Origin of the sequence: Oceanirhabdus sp. W0125-5 (assembly GCF_027938815.1) — a bacterium.
Classification (GTDB): domain Bacteria; phylum Bacillota; class Clostridia; order Clostridiales; family Clostridiaceae; genus Oceanirhabdus.
Genome location: NZ_CP115913.1, coordinates 1,657,755 through 1,677,772, shown reverse-complemented (window position 1 = coordinate 1,677,772; position 20,018 = coordinate 1,657,755). Strand labels below are relative to the sequence as shown.

The 20,018-nt window shown below is 27.9% G+C and carries 20 protein-coding genes and 1 pseudogene; 2 read left to right on the top strand and 19 right to left on the bottom strand.

Annotated features, from left to right (window positions below; translation table 11 throughout):
* The first annotated feature begins 134 nt into the window (after nt 1–134).
* Nucleotides 135–1,739 carry a beta-propeller domain-containing protein gene (locus tag OW730_RS07945; protein ID WP_271228513.1) on the top strand — a complete coding sequence of 535 codons (1,605 nt, stop codon included), beginning with the start codon at nt 135–137 and terminating at the stop codon, nt 1,737–1,739.
* A gap of 362 nt (nt 1,740–2,101) precedes the next feature.
* Here OW730_RS07945 and OW730_RS07940 read toward each other — a convergent pair whose 3' ends face one another.
* Genes OW730_RS07940 through OW730_RS07915 form a run of 6 tightly spaced genes read right to left on the bottom strand, consistent with a single transcriptional unit; the run spans nt 2,102 to nt 5,455 of the window.
* Nucleotides 2,102–2,275 carry a zinc ribbon domain-containing protein gene (locus OW730_RS07940; RefSeq protein WP_271228512.1) on the bottom strand — a complete coding sequence of 58 codons (174 nt, stop codon included), beginning with the start codon at nt 2,273–2,275 and terminating at the stop codon, nt 2,102–2,104.
* Between the two features lie 48 nt (nt 2,276–2,323).
* On the bottom strand, nt 2,324–3,091 hold the full coding sequence (gene istB, locus OW730_RS07935) for an IS21-like element helper ATPase IstB (RefSeq protein WP_271224841.1): 768 nt from the start codon (nt 3,089–3,091) through the stop codon (nt 2,324–2,326).
* Between the two features lie 4 nt (nt 3,092–3,095).
* Entirely contained in the window at nt 3,096–4,313 is a 1,218-nt protein-coding gene (istA, locus tag OW730_RS07930) for an IS21 family transposase (RefSeq protein WP_271224840.1), read from the bottom strand.
* Nucleotides 4,314–4,341: 28 nt separating this feature from the next.
* Complete coding sequence (locus OW730_RS07925) at nt 4,342–5,064, bottom strand: RNA-guided endonuclease TnpB family protein (RefSeq protein ID WP_271228511.1); 723 nt, start codon at nt 5,062–5,064, stop codon at nt 4,342–4,344.
* Nucleotides 5,057–5,272: a hypothetical protein gene (locus tag OW730_RS07920; protein ID WP_271228510.1), complete on the bottom strand. Its 216-nt coding sequence runs from the start codon at nt 5,270–5,272 to the stop codon at nt 5,057–5,059. The genes OW730_RS07925 and OW730_RS07920 overlap by 8 nt, the downstream gene beginning before the upstream one ends.
* Before the next feature lie 15 nt (nt 5,273–5,287).
* Nucleotides 5,288–5,455: a helix-turn-helix domain-containing protein gene (locus tag OW730_RS07915; protein ID WP_271228509.1), complete on the bottom strand. Its 168-nt coding sequence runs from the start codon at nt 5,453–5,455 to the stop codon at nt 5,288–5,290.
* A 450-nt stretch (nt 5,456–5,905) separates the two neighbouring features.
* On the opposite strand from OW730_RS07915, the gene OW730_RS07910 reads away from it, so the two are divergent.
* Nucleotides 5,906–6,274 (top strand): hypothetical protein, encoded by a 369-nt coding sequence (locus OW730_RS07910; protein ID WP_271228508.1) that lies wholly within the window; start codon nt 5,906–5,908, stop codon nt 6,272–6,274.
* Between the two features lie 55 nt (nt 6,275–6,329).
* On the opposite strand, the gene galE is transcribed toward OW730_RS07910, so the two are convergent.
* The 13 genes and pseudogenes from galE to rfbA form a co-directional block, all read right to left on the bottom strand.
* Nucleotides 6,330–7,310, bottom strand: a complete 981-nt coding sequence (gene galE, locus OW730_RS07905; protein WP_271228507.1) for a UDP-glucose 4-epimerase GalE — start codon at nt 7,308–7,310, stop codon at nt 6,330–6,332.
* 17 nt (nt 7,311–7,327) lie between these two features.
* Nucleotides 7,328–7,561, bottom strand: a pseudogene (locus tag OW730_RS07900) (UTP--glucose-1-phosphate uridylyltransferase); the annotation flags it as partial.
* A gap of 263 nt (nt 7,562–7,824) precedes the next feature.
* The gene (locus OW730_RS07895; RefSeq protein ID WP_271228506.1) at nt 7,825–8,769 is read right to left on the bottom strand and encodes an ornithine cyclodeaminase; all 945 of its coding nucleotides are present in this window, start codon (nt 8,767–8,769) and stop codon (nt 7,825–7,827) included.
* Between the two features lie 10 nt (nt 8,770–8,779).
* Nucleotides 8,780–10,597 (bottom strand): aminotransferase class I/II-fold pyridoxal phosphate-dependent enzyme, encoded by a 1,818-nt coding sequence (locus tag OW730_RS07890; protein ID WP_271228505.1) that lies wholly within the window; start codon nt 10,595–10,597, stop codon nt 8,780–8,782.
* Between the two features lie 21 nt (nt 10,598–10,618).
* Nucleotides 10,619–11,365 carry a CDP-alcohol phosphatidyltransferase family protein gene (locus tag OW730_RS07885; RefSeq protein WP_271228504.1) on the bottom strand — a complete coding sequence of 249 codons (747 nt, stop codon included), beginning with the start codon at nt 11,363–11,365 and terminating at the stop codon, nt 10,619–10,621.
* Between the two features lie 6 nt (nt 11,366–11,371).
* A complete protein-coding gene (locus OW730_RS07880; RefSeq protein ID WP_271228503.1) occupies nt 11,372–12,814 on the bottom strand; it encodes an oligosaccharide flippase family protein in 1,443 nt (480 codons plus the stop codon).
* A 127-nt stretch (nt 12,815–12,941) separates the two neighbouring features.
* Nucleotides 12,942–14,192 (bottom strand): oligosaccharide repeat unit polymerase, encoded by a 1,251-nt coding sequence (locus OW730_RS07875; protein WP_271228502.1) that lies wholly within the window; start codon nt 14,190–14,192, stop codon nt 12,942–12,944.
* Between the two features lie 17 nt (nt 14,193–14,209).
* Complete coding sequence (locus OW730_RS07870; RefSeq protein WP_271228501.1) at nt 14,210–15,058, bottom strand: glycosyltransferase; 849 nt, start codon at nt 15,056–15,058, stop codon at nt 14,210–14,212.
* 18 nt (nt 15,059–15,076) lie between these two features.
* Nucleotides 15,077–16,129, bottom strand: coding sequence for a glycosyltransferase WbsX family protein (locus tag OW730_RS07865; RefSeq protein ID WP_271228500.1), 1,053 nt, complete (start codon nt 16,127–16,129; stop codon nt 15,077–15,079).
* A 394-nt stretch (nt 16,130–16,523) separates the two neighbouring features.
* Nucleotides 16,524–17,576 (bottom strand): dTDP-glucose 4,6-dehydratase, encoded by a 1,053-nt coding sequence (gene rfbB / locus OW730_RS07860; protein WP_271228499.1) that lies wholly within the window; start codon nt 17,574–17,576, stop codon nt 16,524–16,526.
* Between the two features lie 4 nt (nt 17,577–17,580).
* Nucleotides 17,581–18,153, bottom strand: a complete 573-nt coding sequence (gene rfbC / locus OW730_RS07855) for a dTDP-4-dehydrorhamnose 3,5-epimerase (protein WP_271228498.1) — start codon at nt 18,151–18,153, stop codon at nt 17,581–17,583.
* 13 nt (nt 18,154–18,166) lie between these two features.
* Entirely contained in the window at nt 18,167–19,042 is an 876-nt protein-coding gene (rfbD, locus tag OW730_RS07850; protein WP_271228497.1) for a dTDP-4-dehydrorhamnose reductase, read from the bottom strand.
* A 58-nt stretch (nt 19,043–19,100) separates the two neighbouring features.
* Entirely contained in the window at nt 19,101–20,009 is a 909-nt protein-coding gene (gene rfbA, locus OW730_RS07845) for a glucose-1-phosphate thymidylyltransferase RfbA (protein WP_271228496.1), read from the bottom strand.
* Between the last annotated feature and the right edge of the window lie 9 nt (nt 20,010–20,018).

Sequence of the window (20,018 nt, the reverse complement as noted above, 5' to 3'; positions counted from 1 at the left end):
TATAATAGGTTAATTCTTTAAGAAACCTTAAATTTTTTAACATAAAAAATTTATATTTTTTCTATAAAAATGTGCAACTAAATATACTGTCTATACGTTCATATATTAGAAGAAGATAACAAAGGAGAATGATTATGACCAGATTTAACAAATACTTATTTTTGATATTATTTTTATCCATATTTTATGTTAATAAAACCACATATGCTGCTGACTTAAACCAAGGAACAAGTTTTCAGCTTAACAATATAGAAAATTTTGATAATATTATTCACAGTATGGATAATTCTGAAAATAGTATTAGTTGGTCAGCCATCATAACAAATTCTTACTTTAATGACTATGTTAAATATGGTGATAATCATATTTTTAGAGTTAAAGACAATACTATTGAGTTATTGGAGCTATCTGCTGCAAACTCAAAGCTATTAACTCAAATCAAATTAGATAATTTTAATATACATGATTTATATATTAGAGATAACTATCTTATAGTTTTAGGTGATCAACTTAAAGAGCTTAATACATCTAGCTCACCATTTATAACAACTGATTCAATTACTTCAATTAAAATATTCAATATTGATATTTTAGAATCACCTTCTCTAGTTAAAGAATTTTCATTATCAGGAAATCTTATGCACATTAAATTTTCTGGTGATTTAATGATGATATTTTCTAAGCATACTCCATATAAAGAAACTTATTTAGATCTTAGTTTCTTACCTTATTATTCTATTGATGGAGAACAAACTTTTTATAACATAAATAATATTTACTCACTCCCAAGTGAAGTGGATGAAAAGAATTATTTATGTGGTATTACTGTATCTCTTAAAGATGATATTACTCTTTGCGATGCAAAGACAATATGGGGAGTAGGTGACTCAATCTACTCAGATGATAATTTTATTTACCTGACTTCTTCTAACAACAATAAAACACAGGTCTATAAGTTAAGTATTGATGAAAAGCTTTTTTTAGATAACTACAGTATAGAAGTACCAGGTAATATTACATTTTATGATGCTCTAAACATAGAAAATAATTCATTGAAATTAATTACAACTTTGAAGAACAACGATCAATCTTCATTTGCCATGTATCTTCTTGATGATACACTAAATATATTGGATACCTACTTTGTCAATAAATATGCTGTAATTGACAGATTCTATTTCTTAGATAATAATTTATTTGTTAAATATTACTCATCCTTAGATGGATGCAAGGGTGAATACGCTTCATTTTCTTTTGATAACAGTGAAATTTCAGTTAGAGATGCTACTAATATAATTACTGGTGATATGTATTATACTCATGATTATATTTTTGCCTTAAACATAATTCCAGGTGAATCCACTTTATTCACTATGAATATTTACGACTGGGATTATAATCTTATAAGTAAAGCTAATCTTTCTACTAAAGATGCATACGGGATTAAAGGATTAATGTACTACGATGAAGAAAACAAAGTTCTAGCTTTACCTATGACACTTAAATCTAAGGATTATAAAGAACATTTACTGATTTACAAACAAAATGATAAGGGTGATTTTGATGTTAATCTTATAACTACCTTTAATGACGAGAAGGATTCTGATAATGGTAATTATATCGATCAAATATCTGAATTTATAACGCTGCAGGGAGATTTTCTTTATACTATCTCTCCTGACTTCATCAATGTATATGATTTAAAAAATAATACTTTAGTTACTAGGAAACCATTGTAGGGGACTGTCACCACCCGAATTTAATCAAATCAACTGGTATTCACTCTAAAAATAGCGAAAAAGGCATCTAAAAATAGAATTTAAATTCTATTTTTAGATGCCTTTTAGGTCCATCTTCATATTACTTTCTGTTTTGAATTCTGTTAAAATATCTTGCATAAAAAGAATTCAATCTTCCCATAAGAAATTTAATATGTTTTTCATGAGTTTGAACCTGTAAATGAACATGATTAGTCAGTGAACTCTCCCTCCACTTACTTACGCTGAAGTGGGGGCTTCTTGGTATATCCAAGAACTTTTCCTGCTTCACAGATTTCGCAATCTACTTTCTCCACAGGCTATCCCCGTAAGACCTACGGTTCTTATATCTCTAATAACCCTTGCTTCAATATATTCCTACTGGCATTTATATCCCTATCATGAATGCTACCGCATTTATGACATTTCCATTCTCTTATATGCAGTGGCATTTCATCTAAAACATGACCACAATTATTGCATGTTTTAGATGATGGATACCATCTTGTAAATGTCAATCCCAAAATGCACAAAAATTATAATCTCAAAATGTACAATTATTATAATTATTGATTTTTGATTTTCTTACTTTCCATTACCTCTATCTTTCCTTTTAATCTATAGGATGGTCCAGTGATTTTAACAATACTTGAATGATGAATCAGTCTATCCAATATTGCGTTAGCAAGTGTAATATCTGAAAAAACTTCACCCCATTTACTAAAAGGTTGATTGGTAGTTATAATAGTTGAATTTTTCTCGTATCTCTTATTTATTAATTGAAACAATAGGTTAGCACCTTGTTTATCAATTGGTAGATAACCTATTTCATCAATAATTAATAACTTGTACTTTGCATAGTGTTTTAATTTTGTTTCTAATCTATTCTCCGCATGAGCTTTGTTGAGCTGCATAATTAAATCATGACATGATATAAAATAAGTTAAATGTCTTTTCTTAGCTGCAGCAACACCAAGTGCTACAGCTAAGTGAGTTTTTCCAACCCCTGAAGAACCAAAGAATAGTATGTTTTCTTTATTTTCAATGAACCTTAAACTCTCTAAATCTAATATTTGAGTTTTGTTTATTGAAGGTTGAAAATCGAAATCAAAATCTGACAAAGTTTTTTCAAAAGGAAATGCAGATACAGCTATCTGAATCCTTGAAGCTCTCTCATTTCTAAATTCTAATTCTTTCTCTGTCAATGCTAATAAAGCATCAATAAATGTAAGATCCTTATTAGTTATTTCATCTAAGAAGTTTGGCAGAAAACTTCTAAATTTCTCTAATTTCAGTGTTTCAAGGTTATTAAGTAGTTTGTTATAATTACTCATTTAATCACTCCTCTAAAAAAATATCCATATTCTTTAAGTTTTCTTCAATAAAAAGTTCTACATCATCTTCTGCATAATGGCTCAGAGCATTTGAAAGTAGTATTTCTTTTGCATGATCTTTTTTATAGTGAAAAGTTTTATCGGATATCTTATGACAAGCAACTAAATCTTTAGTATAATAAATATAAAGTTCAGATTCTATTTCTGAAACGGTTAAATAACAACCTATATAACAGGTTGGAACGGAGTATTTTTTACCTTTATATCTAATCATGGATTCATTAGATACCTTATATTCTTTTTCGTGGTGGAAATATGATAGAAGGATATCCATTGTAGGTAACGGGTTTAAATACTCTTTTTCTTTTTCAAATCTTATAAATGGTACCTCGTTCGTTGCTTGTGAAATTTCACTATTAATATCATGATTAAATGATTCTACTATCTTCTCTAAATCTTCAAATGTATTGAATTCTTCATTAAAAGGCGTTAGCCTGTCCACTAGCTTCGCTAGAGTTTCTACTTTACCTTTAGTTTGAGGCCTATATGGTCTACATGTGATTACATCAAACCCAGCATCCATAGAGAAGTATTTGAAATTTTTATTTATGGATACATTTTTAAAAGAAGTAGTATTCCTATCCACTACCGTGGACATATTATCGAAAAGTATTTCTTTAGGTATCCCTTGATAATATCTAAAAGCTTCAAATAAACATTCAAACAGAGTTTTTTGAGTTCTATCCATTGTTAATTTCAAATATTTTAGTCTTGAATATCCTAGAACCATCAAAAATATATTTACTTCAAATACTTCACCTTCCTTATTAATCATTTTTATACTTTCTTTCCAATCTACTTGAGCTTGAAGTCCTGGACTTGTATCAAACCTTATTGTTGCTTTTTTCACCTGTGATTTTCTATGTTTTTTCACAAAACTATTTACTGTTTGGTATCCTCCTGTATAGCCTTTTTTCTGTATAAATTTGAATATAGCCATTGAAGTAGATCCATAGTTATCAGCTTTATCTTTAACTATTTCTTTATAATCATCAAGTTTCCCATTAATAACTCTAGGTTTTCTTGTAGAACTATTTGATTCTGTTAAGTACTTATCGATTGTTCTTCTATCGCAATTAAATCGTCTAGCTAATTCGCTTTTATTCAATAAATCTATCTCCTCTCTTATTAAATTTATTTGATTTGACACATCTTTTCTCATAATATTTCTCCTAACTTTTTTTGAAATATTATACTAAAAAATGTACAAATTTGTGTAGTTTGAGATTATAATTTTTGGCTAATTTGATTATATAATTTACACATCTATTTATTTTATGAATTTTTCTTCCATACCATTTTGCCTTATAATCTAGAATAGTAACAAATTTATACCAACTTACATCTGAAATACTTTGAGCTAATTTATCATTCTTCATCATATTTTTAACTGATAAATCTTCAAGAATTATAACTTGATTATCGCTTATAATTCTTTTAGATAACTTATGGATGAAGTCTAATCTTTGATTAGATATACGTTCATGTAGTCTAGCAACCTTTATTCTTTGCTTATTCCAATTGTTACTGCCTTTTTCTTTACTACTTAATTTTCTTTGTTCCTTTGCCAATTTATCTAATGACTTTTTTAGATACTTCGGATTTTCAATCTTTTCACCATTTGATAATATTGCAAAATGACATAACCCTAAGTCTATACCAACATTCCCCGATACTTTTTTTAATGGCTCTATCTTTGTTTCAACACATATAGATACAAAATATTTACCACTTGATGTTTTAGAAACAGTAGCGTTTATTACTCTACCTTCAAAATATCTATGAATTTTTGCATTAACATATTTCAATTTAGGCAGTTTTATTTTATCTTTTTTTATTTCAATATTGTTATTCACAAAATTACTTGTATATGTTTTATATAGATATCTCAGTTCAATACTTGATTTATACATGTACAAAAATCGTAGAACCATCGATATTTTGATACATGTATAAGTCAAATTTCACGGTAGAATCTCTATAGTTGTCTCTTTTACTTTTGAATTTTGGTCTGTCTGCTCTACCTTCAAAGAAATTTTTGAATGCAGCATCAAGATTTCTTAGTGACATCTGCAATGATGTACTATCAACTTCTTTAAGCCATACAAGTTCTTTTTTCATACTTGGTAATTGATTTTATTGTTCTGTATATTTCATACATCTTTTTTCAGCTTTATATATTTCATTCCTTTGGTTTAAAAAATGATTATATACATATCTTGAACAACCAAAAGATTTTTCAATAATCTTTATTTGATTTTCATTTGGATACATTCTGAATTTATATGCTTTGTTGATTTTCATTACTTTCAACACCTTTACTTTTCATTACAATCAAAACGAATCACAAGAACATTCATTCTTATTATTTCACATTTATGATTTTTTATCCATGTAAAAGTATTAATATTACGCATTCATCTCCCACTTATAGAAGATGAGAGACTTCTGCTAGGTATGTTAAACAGTAGCTTAATATCTCATATTCACTGTTATAATATTCAAGCACTTCTCTTAGAATCTTTAGATAAACATAATAATCCTGTTTTTTTCTAAAGATTTCTGATTTTCGATTTCCTCGAGTCGTTATATGGTACAAGATACTTCGGGTGGTGACAGTCCCCTATGGAATTATTGTTTAAAATTCATTCTGATGGAAAGCATATAGAAAAGGTTTGAAATAGAAACCTATTCTATTTAGCTAAAGGATGATTAACTTTGAAAGGGAAAATGCTGACTTTATCATTAATGATTATGGGTATTATTTTAATATCTCCTGTTACACTAAGTGAAGATAATGCTTTCTGTATGGCGAAAACATTTGATAATAATTATTTTATAAGGGATGACAAAAAATTTGATTATATCATAGGTAGTGATAGACTTCCTCATTTCAGAGTATTATTCTGGGTTCCAAAAGAGTCTGTTAACATTACTCCATACACTCCTTATAATATTAAAACAAATGTAAGCGATCATGGTCCAATTGAAGAGTGGATAGTTGCAGATAGTGATACTTATGTAAATGATATGAAATTAATCTATGTGTTTGTTCCTAAGAGATTTATTCTGCTATGTGGATTTGATTTTTGGGAGTATGTATATATACGATATGATTCTTAAAATTTAATTATTATTAAAAAACACCCTTCTTTTTTAAGAAGGGTGTTCTAACATGTTAGTATCCATTTGGATGATTACTATGCCAATTCCATGCTGTATCTATTATTGTTTCTAATGAATTATATTTTGGTTCCCATCCTAATTCATTCTTTCCTCTTTCGCTTGAAGCGATAAGCGTAGCTGGATCCCCTGCTCTTCTTGGTGCGATTTCAGCTGGTATTGGATGCCCTGTTACTTTTCTAGCCACCTCTATAACTTCTTTTACAGAAAATCCTTTTCCGTTTCCTAAGTTATATATTGCACTATCTCCACCATTCATTAATCTTTCAAGTGCTAAAAGATGAGCATTTGCTAAATCTGTTACATGGATATAATCTCTAACACAAGTACCATCTTTAGTATTGTAGTCTTCTCCAAACATAAAGATCTTTTCTCTTTTGCCTAAAGCAACTTGAAGTATTATTGGAATCAAGTGAGATTCTGGTTGATGATCCTCACCTATTTTTCCACTAATATGTGCTCCTGCAGCATTGAAGTATCTTAAAGCTGTGTATTTAATACCATATGCATTATCACACCACTTTAGAATTTTCTCTACTGCTAATTTAGATTCTCCATATGGATTAGTTGGTAATGTTCTATCCTCTTCTAAGATAGGAATATTCTCAGGTTCTCCATATGTTGCTGCTGTAGATGAGAATACAATATATTTAACATTATGATCTCTCATTGCTTCTAATAAGGAAATTGTTCCACCTACATTATTATTAAAATATTTTAGTGGTTCTTGTACGCTTTCTCCCACAAGAGAATCAGCAGCAAAATCTATGACAGCATCAATTTTATTCTCATTAAATACTTTATCTAATATTTCTCTATCTCTTATATCACCAACGTATAATTTCCCGCCTAGTATAGCTTCATTATGTCCTTTTTGAAGGTTGTCAAGGATTACAACTTGATGACCATTATCTAAAAGTTCCGCTACCATATGGCTTCCAATATACCCTGCTCCTCCACAAACTAGAATATTCATGATTGTTTCCTCCTGGATTATTTTGATGAATCAGCTACTTCATTATATAAATCCTTAAATGTATCATTGTCCTTTAAGCTTTGTAGATATTTCATGAACTCTCTTCCTAAACCTTCTCTCTTAAGAGCATATTCAACTGTTGCTTCTAAGAACCCTAATTTATCTCCAACATCATGTCTTCTTCCTTCAAAATCATACGCATACATTTCTTCAATAGTAGCTAATTCTTTTAACGCATCTGTAAGCTGAATCCTCTTCCTTAGTATAAAAATAAAGTAAATTAAAATTATCAAATATACAAAGAAACATGAGTTTAATCCTTATAGTTTAATAACTAATCACCTTTATCTTTCTAAATATTTTAATTATCAGATGACTATTTTGATAAATTTTAAATATTATACTTATTGAATTTAGAATATGCCTAAATATTATTAGATTTATTTAAAATTTATTATAATCAAAAAACTATTTAACTATCAAAAGAAATCAATTAAATATTTTTTTTAAGTCTTTAGACCCAAAACTTTTCTTTTGGAGCATTTAATTCAACTTCTTCTTTAAAATCATCACCTATTAACTCATATATCTTCTGTGCAAAGAAAATATCATGTAAAGAAATCCCAATATTATAGGCTAAAATACGTTCTTTTTCATTTTTTCTTCCTTCTTTTTTTCCAGTAACTACTTCTGATATTTCTGCAAGTTTTTTGAATTTATCAAAATACTTAAACCCTTTTACATGATTTATATCATCTGCAAATACTTTATCAAAAAACAAATCACAATTCTGAAATCCAAGTGTATGAACAGGAACTACAAGACACCCTTCCTTGTAACAATGATTAGAACAGAAATCACCCTTAGCATATGTGACACATGATATTACTACATCACTACCTGAAATTACTTTGTCATAACTATCATATATCTCAAATCTCACATTTTTATACTTTTCAAATTCGTTAGCAAAATTTCGTGCACGATTCTTATAATCATACAATTTTATCGTTAATTCTCTATCCTTATTTTTATCTACTAGTATTTTAAAAGTTGCTCTTGCAGTATTCCCTAACCCTATCATAGCAATTGTTTTATACTCTTTAATAGCTAATAACTCTATTGAAAAAGCAGCTACAGCCCCTGTTCTCATAGCAGTAATATAGTTTCCATCTAATAATGCTTTTAAATTTCCTTTTTCTAAATCATATAAAAGAATTTGACTATCAAGAGCTGGTATTCTATTAGGATATCTACTGACAACTTTAACTCCTGCAATATTATACTTAGGTATAATGCTTGGCATTGTATTATAAAAAATATGTTTAGTAGGTTTCATACTTATTTTGGGAGGTAGAATTGCTGTTTCTTTATTTATTAACATTTCCTCTACCCATTCATAAAATTCTGAGGTTCCTATTCCAAGATTTATTATACTTTGATGATCTATTATATTCATAACTTCACCTCTAAATCAATATTTTCTTCATAGCATCAACTAATGAATTATTTTCCTCTGTTGTTTTTACTGCAATCCTAATATATTGCTTATTATTAAATCCTTTCTTTTTTGACAGATCCTTAATAAAAATATTATGCTCTGATAGTAACTCTTCGGTTAAAATAGTAGCTTTATATTCTGATAATACTTCACACATTATATAATTTGCCTGCGATGGAATTACTCTCAAATTTTTAATTTCTTTTAATTTATTAACATAATCTCTACGCACAGCTTTGAATTTCTCTAATCCATTTTCATAGTCACTCTTATACTTTTCAAATATCTGCATATAAAATTCTCCAAAAGAGTTAATATTCCAAATAGCAACGTCATTCTTAAGATAACTAATTAAATTTCTATCATTAGTAGCTATTACACCCAATCGTAATCCTGGTACACCAAAAGATTTAGAAATACTCTTTATAACTATAAGATTAGGATTGTTATTTAACACTTCCTCTTCCAGTAAAGTTGCTGGCTCTATCGTATAGGCAAAATCTACAAAAGATTCATCAACAATAAACTTAATACCCTTTTTCTCTGCCCACTTTGATATGCGTAATACATCTTCTTTTTCGATGTAATTACCAGATGGATTATCTGGATTAATCAGTATCAAAGCTGAAATATCCTTATCATCGAAGTAATCTATCAAATTATCAGCTGTATAAGCATAGTCATTGTTATCAGGATAGTATGCTACAATATCTTCTGGATTTTTTCTGTTTGGATACTCTTCAAAAGTAGGAAGAACCATTCCTAGTTTTCCAGTGATTTTATTCATCAAAGACTTAATCAATTCAGCAGCACCATTACCTACACAGAGCTGTTCTTTGTTAATCCCAAAATATTTGGCTGCAAGCAAGCTATTAACATTCATCCCTGAGGGATAATCACATATCAATCGTTCAAAGTTGGCTTTAATTTCATCAAGCAGCTTTGTAGGTGGATAGAATGGGTTCACCAAATAGCAAAAATCTATTAAACGAGGATATCTCCAGTATCCTCCATATCTACTTTGAAATCTTTTCAGCTTATCTTCTGTAGATTTTGTAAAAATTGATTCAGCAATATCCAAATCTTGAACATCATCAATTTCATACCATGATTCATGACCCAATATTGTCGCTTTTATCTCAGGTTTATCCAACAAAGCTATCACCTTTAATACTTGCTCATAATACTGATTATCACCAAGCGCCTTGCTATATGCTTCCAAGAAAGGTACATAATGCGTATTAGAAAATTGCTTGCTGAACTTATATATATTAACTGTTTTATAGTAATTCTTAATATCAGCGAATTTGAACTGCTTTTTATCCAAGAAACTTTTTATGTTGTTTTCTGAATCAAGAGTAACAACTGTACCATCCATCCAACTTTCGTATTTTGCTACTAAAGCCACACTCGGATATGGATCATCTAAAATCTTCTTCAAAACAGAATCTTCAAATATCAAATCGGACTCTAGTAATAATGTATCTTCTTTTAACATATAATTTCTTGCTAAATATAGAGAGTAAATGTTGTTAGTCTTGTAATATATTTCATTATTTACATAAGTAATCGGTGTTTGTACATTCAAAGTTGAAATATAATCAATCAGCTTATCCCCTTCGTACCCAACCACAATTACAATGCCCGACAAATTCAACTGATCCAATTGAAAAAGCATCCTTTCAATCATAGTTACTCCGTTTACCTTGACCATACATTTCGTATTATCATTTGTTAATTCTTTAAGACGTTTCCCCATTCCAGCTGCTAAAATAATTGCTTGCATTTTTTTCCTCCTTTTTATTTGCTAATTTGAAAAATAAAATTTTTTTGTGATTTTTATCAAGCTTCTACTTCCAAATAAAAAAGTTAAAGTAACGTTTAAAATCAAGTAAACTAACAAGATATTTGTATTTGCAAAATAATCAACAAAATATATAATAACTCCAAATAACACGAAATTTGGATATATAGTAAAAATATTAGTTATAAATAATATTTTTTTCTTAATAGTCCATTTTTCAAAATTAGTATTACTATTTTTAAATCTCTCTTTCTCTTTTAAATCAATAATATTATACAACATATACAAATTTCTATTTAAATAATCTACCAAATTACTTAACATAACCAATATTACTAAATAAAAAGTATTATATCTTCCTAGTTGTGTTAATGACATCAGTATTGAAAATCCAAATAACGGATGATCTATTAAATGAGCCATATAATCCAACTCCTTACCATATCTGGAAAATGTTTTAGTATATCTTGCAACCTCACCATCTGAACAATCTAAAATAAACCATAAGTGTATAAATACAGCTCCTATTAACTTCAAATAAATATTAGGTAAAGAAAAAAAGATAGCTCCAATTATTCCACTATAAATCATGTGTAAAGTTATTCTATTAGGTAATACCTTCTTGCTAATATATATACTTGATATATACGGTGATATTCTATTTGATATTAAATATGAACTTAAAAAATAAGTTTTTAGTGATAAATTTTTACTCTTCTTTATTTCCTCTACTACAGTCAAACTTTTCATTCCTTCCTATTTATCAAATTTCTCAAGTATAAGTTTTTTATTGATAAAAATCAAACTAATAAAATTGACTAAATATATTACTATACTAAATGCAATTATATAAATATACAAATTTTGAAATTTTATTATCTGAATTAACCAACTACCTAAAATAAAATTACCTAATGAAAAAAGAATTATCTGTATTAAATTACCAAAATTATAGGCAAAAATCCCCAATAGTATCTTAACCTCTATTATTGATATTAAGTTGTTTACAATAATACTAATTCCAGTTCCAATAGCAACTCCTATGATACCATACATTTTTATAAATATAAAATTCAATACAACATTCAATACTAAGCAAACAACATTGTTAATTAATGCATATTTAGCATAATTAGTCATATTTAAAATTGACCCGATAGGTCCGGATATTGCATCAAATAAAAATGCAAAAGATAAAATCAAGAGTACATTTTTTGATTCATATGACACATATTGATTTCCAAAAATTAATAATAACTTTTCATTTAAAAAGAAGAAAATGAAAAACATCGGAATTACCATTGAAGTTACTATTTTGACTATTTTTTTCATTTCAACTTCAATTTCAAGAATTTTGTTTTCTCCATATAATTTTGAAATTACAGGCCAAAATGCAATAAAGGGTGTTATAAATATTCCTATTAGCATAACATAATTTTGAACTACTTTATAAATTCCAACACTCTCAAAACTAATAAATTTAGTTATCATAAGTTTATCTACGTTCTGCATCATTATTCCTATACTTGATATTAATACTAGTGTTAAAGAATATTTAATAAATTTTCTTTTAGTTTCATTACTAATTTTAAATTCAGTGTTTATAAAACCTTTATTATAACGTTTTATAAATACACCCCTTAACACTATACATATAACTTCACTTATTATAAAACTTAATATCGCTGAGTATAACCCATTATTATATATTTTGAAAAACATAATAAATGTAACAAACTTTAATATATTATTAAAAAGAACATTAAAAAAAGTCACCTTAGTTACCATTCCAATACCTTGTAAATACCCATCAACAAGACAAATTATTGCTTTAATTATCAATGTAATCAAAAATAAATATACTAAGTCGGATGTTATTTCCAATTGACGATAAAATATAAGAACAAATATTGAAATTAATAAAAATAATATTGAACTCATTTTTAATGCAAATTTAAATAATTTAAAGCTCTCAATTTTTTTATTTGATAATTTAGCAACTTCTTTTATAAGATTTCTATCCATACCTAGTACAATCAAAATATTAATTATATTGGCATACGTTATAAACATGGTGTATTTACCGTATATTTCAGCTTGTAAAGTTCTTCCCAATATAATTTGAAATGCAAATCCAATTCCCAACCCCAAAATTTTTATTATAAATGTTACACTAGCTTTTTTATATAACTCACTCATAAGATTACTCATTCCTATTTTTAATTTTGTAAGAAATAAATATATTAAATTGATATATTATAATATATTTATAAACAATAATATTAAATCTCAGTCTTTTAACTATTTATATTTACTACTATAACTTTTATATTTTAATTTTTCTAAAGCCATCAGTATAATTTTTTATGTAACTTTTATATTTATTAAATTTATTGCTTTTATATAACTTTTCAAAAACTCCTAAAAATAATGGGTAAGCTAATTGAAAACTTATAGCACTATATACAAACATATTTGAGAATAAATTTAAAACTAATAATGTATTAAGTATACATATCCCTGTGACATAATATTTATTATACTTACTTAATGCTAAAATATAAATTAAAATCATTAAAGCTGTAAAAATATACATAATATACATTCCAGTCCATCCTAATCTTAGGTATGGTCCAATATATACTGAAGAAACTGTTAAGTGAGGTGTTATTAATACTGGATTATACTTCACATTACTTTTACCAATTCTTTTACTTATAAAATCCCATATAAGTTCAGATTTTATAAATTCAGGTACTTCTTTAAATTCAAAATTCTTATCAACAGAATTAATAGTATTTTGCAAATTAGCTAGCGGAGAAGAAGCATATAAATATGCCCAAAAATATTCTTTTGGAATACTACTATTTCTAAATTTTTCAGTGGCTTCACCAACATCCAAAATAATTGTTTTATTCACTTTCTTTTCCGATCCAATTTGTTGCGCAATCCTAATATTTCCTAAAACTCCAAAAAAATACAAGATAATTAATGAGCAAATAAAAGTTAATATTATTCCTGTAATTTTGGCTTTATTTAATTTAAATTTGCTTAAAGATAATAAATATACAAAAATACAATTTAGTATTATAGCTAATAACATACCTCTACTAAATAACAACAATGCTGGTAATATATTTAATAAAAATAAAAATAAGTACTCTTTTTTTCTAATAGATAAAAATGCTTGAAACACTAAAGTTGCAAAAAATGGATTAAAAGTTATTAAAATCATATGAAAAGTAGGTATTCCTACAAATGATTTATAATTATATGCTTCATGCAAAATTATTGAAATAAAAGGTACTTTACCTTCATAAATAAATTCCATTACATAGCATGCCAATATTATTATTGTTATAATCCTATATTTTTTACTAGATTTTATATCATAATATGATACCTTTTTCTTCTTATTCAAAAAAGTAAAAAGAATAGTATTAATTATAAATGTTACAACAAAAAACAAAATTAGTTGCCAAGAAAATTTGGGGTATAGGCTTGACCACCCAAATATGTAGAGAAGAAATGTAAACAAAAAACTTAAAGTATATACATTTAACGGATGTAATAACATTGTCCAACCTCCACTTATTATTTTTTATAAATACCAAATAATCCGTGAATAACTCCTAATAAGTGATATTTATTTTTTTTCATTTTATGTGAATCAAAAATTAAAATTTTAATAAAGTCTTTTAATAATCTATCTTTGCTTTCAAAGTAATTTTTATACTTTTTTCTCATATATATATTATTTCTAGCTCTATAGTAAACCGCGTTGTTACCATAATTATTGTAAAAAACAATTTTCCCAAGTACTTTTTTGCTAGTTTTTTTTCCTTCTTCATGATTCAAAATTGCCTTATTACATTGTATTAAACTGTAATTTGCTAACAATAATCTATAACATAAATCAGTGTCAACATAATATATAAACAACTTTTCATTATAGAAACCTATTTCTTTAAAAATATTCGCTTTGATTAAAGAACCTGATTGTATTGGTTCTTTTATGTTTTGAAATTCTTTATCATTAACAGTTGTTAAATAATCTTTTTTGTTTATATCGTATATAGCCGGGCTAAGTATTGCTATATTTTCTTTATCTTTCAATCTTTCGTAAACAGCCATCATTTTCTTTACCATATTTTCAGAAGCTATACTGTCATGGTCCAATGTTAAAATAAAGTCTGCATTATATAAAGATATACCTTTTTTTATACCTATATTTAAAGCTCTTGCTATACCCTCGTTTTTTTTACAGAAAATAACATCACAATTTTCATTGTTGTAAGAAATCTCTTTTAAAACACTTACAGTTGCATCATTAGATCCATTATCTACAAATATAACCTTATTTACTTGTTTCTCTATACTTTGATAAGTCCTTAATATTTCTTTACCAATATTATAAGTTACGATAACACAACAGATATTCATAATATTTTCCTCTTTTAATTAAGTAAGCTCTTTAATTTTTTCCAAATAATCAAAACTACATTTTTCATCTGGTTCAAGATATGTACCTTCAGCCCATTCATTCCAAGCATTTATAAAAACAAACTCTGAATTCTGACTTTCAGCTTTATCTAACTGTTTTTTTAGGTAACATTTAAATTTATCAGGGGTTGAATTTCTGGTAACTAAGCCCTTTTTACCTTTACGTGCAGTATTATCCCAAGAAACAAATGCACCTGAATATTTTTTCTTCCCATAATCAATATCTCTTTCAACAATTCTTTCCCATATATCATCATATTCTAATACATCTAATATTTTAAGTTTCTTTTTTAAATATCTATAACACTGTTTATATATTGGTAAATAATGTCTAATAGTTAGCATTGGCTCAAATTCTACAACTGCTTCAGAATTATCTATTGCAGGTTTATTTTGAAATGAATTTAAAGTTTCCACTATATACACACCTTCAAACCCATTTTCTTTAGCCATATCATTCCATGTTTGAACCATTTCTGAACACTTTTCAATGTTATTTGTCCTATAAATCAACATAACTGGTTTATTATTTACTTTTATATATCTTTCATCTTTAAAAAATTGCAATAAATATTCAAAATGATTTTTCCAATCATTTTTATCTCCATATACTTGCGGCATTAATACTTCTTTATCTTTTCCATCCCAGGTTCTAGCCCATGGTTCATTAGCCCATGAAATACAAAAAGGTATATCTACATTCTTGTTATTAAGCATATTTTCCATAGGCTTTTCTAACAACATTTTACCATTAAACCAATAATGATAATAACAAAATCCATGGATACCGTATTTTTTTGCTAACTCTGCTTGCCATTCTTGGGTTTTTTCATCTAACAAGTTGTAGTAATTTCTATTTAACGGAATTCTTGGTTGGTAATGTTTTTCGAATAAAGGTTTAGCTTTTCTAACATTTGTCCATTCTGTAAAACCTGTCCCCCACCACTCATTATTTTCTGGTATTTCATGGAATTGCGGTAAATAAAAAGCAATCACTTTAGTTTTCGCCATACAAAAATACTCCCTTACAAAAATATTCTTTTAAGATACCTTTAAATTTGATAATATTGTCATTAAAAACAATTCTACATTGGTCTTATTATTTTAAATTCTATTTACTTATTTTTTAATGCTTCCTCGTGAGAAAGCATTAAAAAATATCTATAAAACATTCTAGTGGTTACTAGCTTATTATTTTTGACTTTAAAATAATCAGAAGTATTATTCAGATACTCCTACATGCTTCCTTCTATCATAAATACATATCAAAAACTGAAATTAAATTATTCAAAAACTATCTAAAAAAGTGATTCTAAAAAAAACAGTTTCAATATGCAATACTTTAAAGACTTAACTATACATTGAAAATAGTTATTGATTATCTTATGCGTGTTGGATATATTAACTATTTATTGTACATTTTTTCATAATACTCTTTGTATTCACCACTTGTAACATTATCCATCCACTTTTGATTCTCTAAATACCACTCTATAGTCTCTTTCATCCCTTGCTCAAATGTATAAGATGGCTCCCATCCTAACTCTGTAGTAATTTTAGTGTTTTCTATTGCATATCTTCTATCATGACCTAATCTGTCTTTTACATACTTTATTAAACGCTCACTTTTACCTAAAGTTTTTATTATAAGCTTTACTATTTCAATATTGGCTTTTTCATTGTTTCCTCCTACATTATATATTTCTCCACTCTTTCCTGTATGAAGTACTGTATCTATCGCAACACAGTGATCTTTTACGTGTAACCAATCTCTTATTTGCATTCCATCTCCATACACAGGAAGCTCTTTTTCATTTAAGCAATTAGCAATCATTAATGGTATAAGCTTTTCTGGAAATTGATATGGCCCATAGTTGTTTGAACATCTTGTTATGTTCATTGGCATCTTAAATGTTTCATTATATGCCCTCACTATCATATCTGCACTTGCTTTTGATGCAGAATATGGACTATTTGGTGCAAGTGGTGTTGTTTCTTTAAACATACCCTCTTTTCCCAGTGTTCCATAAACTTCATCAGTAGACACTTGAAGATATTTTACTCCATCTCTATATACTGGATATCCAAATTCATCTTTTCCAGTTACCCAATTTTTCTTTGCTACATCTAAAAGCACCTGTGTTCCCATTACATTAGTCTTTATAAATATTTCTGGATCTTCAATACTTCTATCTACATGTGATTCTGCTGCAAAGTTTACTACATAATCTATATTTTCTTCTTCAAAAATTCTTTCTACTAATTCTCTATCTGCTATACCGCCTTTAATAAATCTATATTTCTGCCCTTCTTCAATTTCTTTTAAGTTTTCTAAGTTTCCTGCATATGTTAGAGCATCAAGATTTACTAATCTATAGTTATCATACTTACCTAATATATGTTTTACAAAGTTAGAGCCAATAAATCCTGCTCCTCCAGTTACTAACATTGTTTTCATATTTTTATTCCTCCCCATAAACAAATGGTATTTCTTGTTCTTTTAATAATTTTTGATTCTTATCTTTTTCTGATAATAAGACTTCTTCAATTTTCTCAAGAGGCCAATCTATTCCTATTTCTGAATCATCCCACTTAACACCACCATCATACTCTGGTGCATAATAGTTAGTACATTTATAATTAAATACCGCATCATCTGAAAGAACTAAAAAACCATGAGCAAATCCCTCAGGAACATAGAATTGTCTTTTATTATCTTCAGAAAGAATTACACCTTCCCATTGCCCATAGGTTGGTGATCCTTTTCTTAAATCTACTGCCACATCAAAAACTTCACCTTTAGTTGCTCTCACTAATTTCCCCTGTACACATTTTGTTTGAAAATGAAGTCCTCTTAGAACCCCCTTCTTTGATTTAGATTCATTATCTTGTACAAATTCCATTGTTAGTCCTGCCTCATGGAAATCTTTTTTATTGTAGCTTTCCATAAAATATCCTCTTTGATCTCCAAATACAGCAGGTTCTATTATATAAAGATCTTTAATTTTAGTTTCTATAAAATTAAACTTTCCCATAATTCCTCCAGTTTTATATATTTGCAATAAATTCTTTAAGAGCTTCAGTCCACTCTCTCATTTCATTTCCAACACCACATCTTAGCATCATATTATCTAAAGATGAGTATGATGGTCTTTTAGCTTTCTGTTTGAATTCGTCTGACGTTACTGGAGATACAGTACACTCTATCCCTGCATACTCAACTATTTTATATGCAAAATCATACCACGTACATTCTCCTTCTCCTGTACAATGATACACTCCATAATCTTCAGTTAATGCAATTTTTAATATATGGTGTGCTAAATCCTCAGCATTTGTTGGATTTCCTCTTTGATCATTAACTACATTCAAGTGACCTTTTTCTTTTGCATACTTCATGATAGTCTTAACAAAATTTTTTCCATTATATCCATACAACCATGATGTTCTAACGATAAAATATTTGTTACAAAACTGCTTTATATACTCCTCACCCAACCATTTCGTTTTACCATAAACACTAACTGGATGTGGCACATCATATTCTCTGTAAGGTACTTGTCCATTTCCTTCAAACACATAATCAGTAGATATGTGAACCAACTTCGCACCTACTTCTTCACAGACTCTTGCTAGATTTTTTGTTCCTAGTGAATTAACTTTAAAAGCTAATTCTTGATTGTCTTCGCATTCATCTACATTGGTATATGCCGCGGGATTGATTACAATGTTTGGCTTATATTCATGTATAATTTTTTTAATTTGATACAAATCCGTGATATCTAATTCTTCAACATCTACACCTTTTATTTCTGCAGTTTTATACGCGATGTCAATCTCTCCAAGTTCACTTTTCCCTCTTTTTATTATATTCAACAACTGGCTTCCCAACTGCCCATTTGATCCAGTAATAAGTACTTTCATAACTAAACTCCTTTAATTAATTGATACTCTATAAGGTATCAATCATCATAATCATACTCTATATGATTCCTGCAGCAACTTCATCTAATGCACTATTTGACTCTTCATTTGCAATTTTAAGCAAATACTCCCCATATTCAACCTTTTTCAACGGTTCTGCTAATCTTAATAATTGCTCTCTGTCTATATATCCTTTTCTATATGCAATCTCTTCTAAACAGGCAATATACAACCCCTGTCTCGTTTGAACTGCTTCAACAAAATTAGCAGCATCTAAAAGCCCTCTATGAGTTCCTGTATCAAGCCATGCCATTCCTCTTCCTAATAATTCAACTTTAAGCTTACCTCTTCTTAAATATTCATTATTTACAGCAGTTATTTCAATTTCACCTCTAGCAGACGGTTTAACATTTTTTGCAATTTCCACAACGTCATTATCATAAAAATATAATCCTGGTACAGCATAATTAGACTTAGGATGTTCTGGCTTTTCTTCTATAGATATTACATTATTATTTTCATCAAACTCGACAACACCAAACGCTTTTGGATTACTAACATGGTAACCAAATATTGTAGATCCCTGCTCTCGTTCCGCTGCTCTTTGTAATCTTTCAGTAAATCCATATCCAAAAAATATATTATCTCCTAAAACAAGAGCAACTCTATCATTGCCAATAAACTCTTCTCCTACAATAAATGCATCTGCAAGACCTCTTGGCTCTTCTTGAATAGCATACTCAATTCTTAATCCTAATTGCTTTCCATCTCCAAATAATTCTTTAAAAGTATCAATATCCCTAGGGGTAGAAATTATAAGAATTTCTCTTATACCCGATAACATTAGTACTGACATCGGATAATATATCATTGGTTTATCATAAATAGGTAATATTTGTTTTGATACAGATTTTGTTATTGGGTGTAGTCTAGTTCCTGCTCCCCCTGCCAATATTATTCCCTTCATTTTTTTACC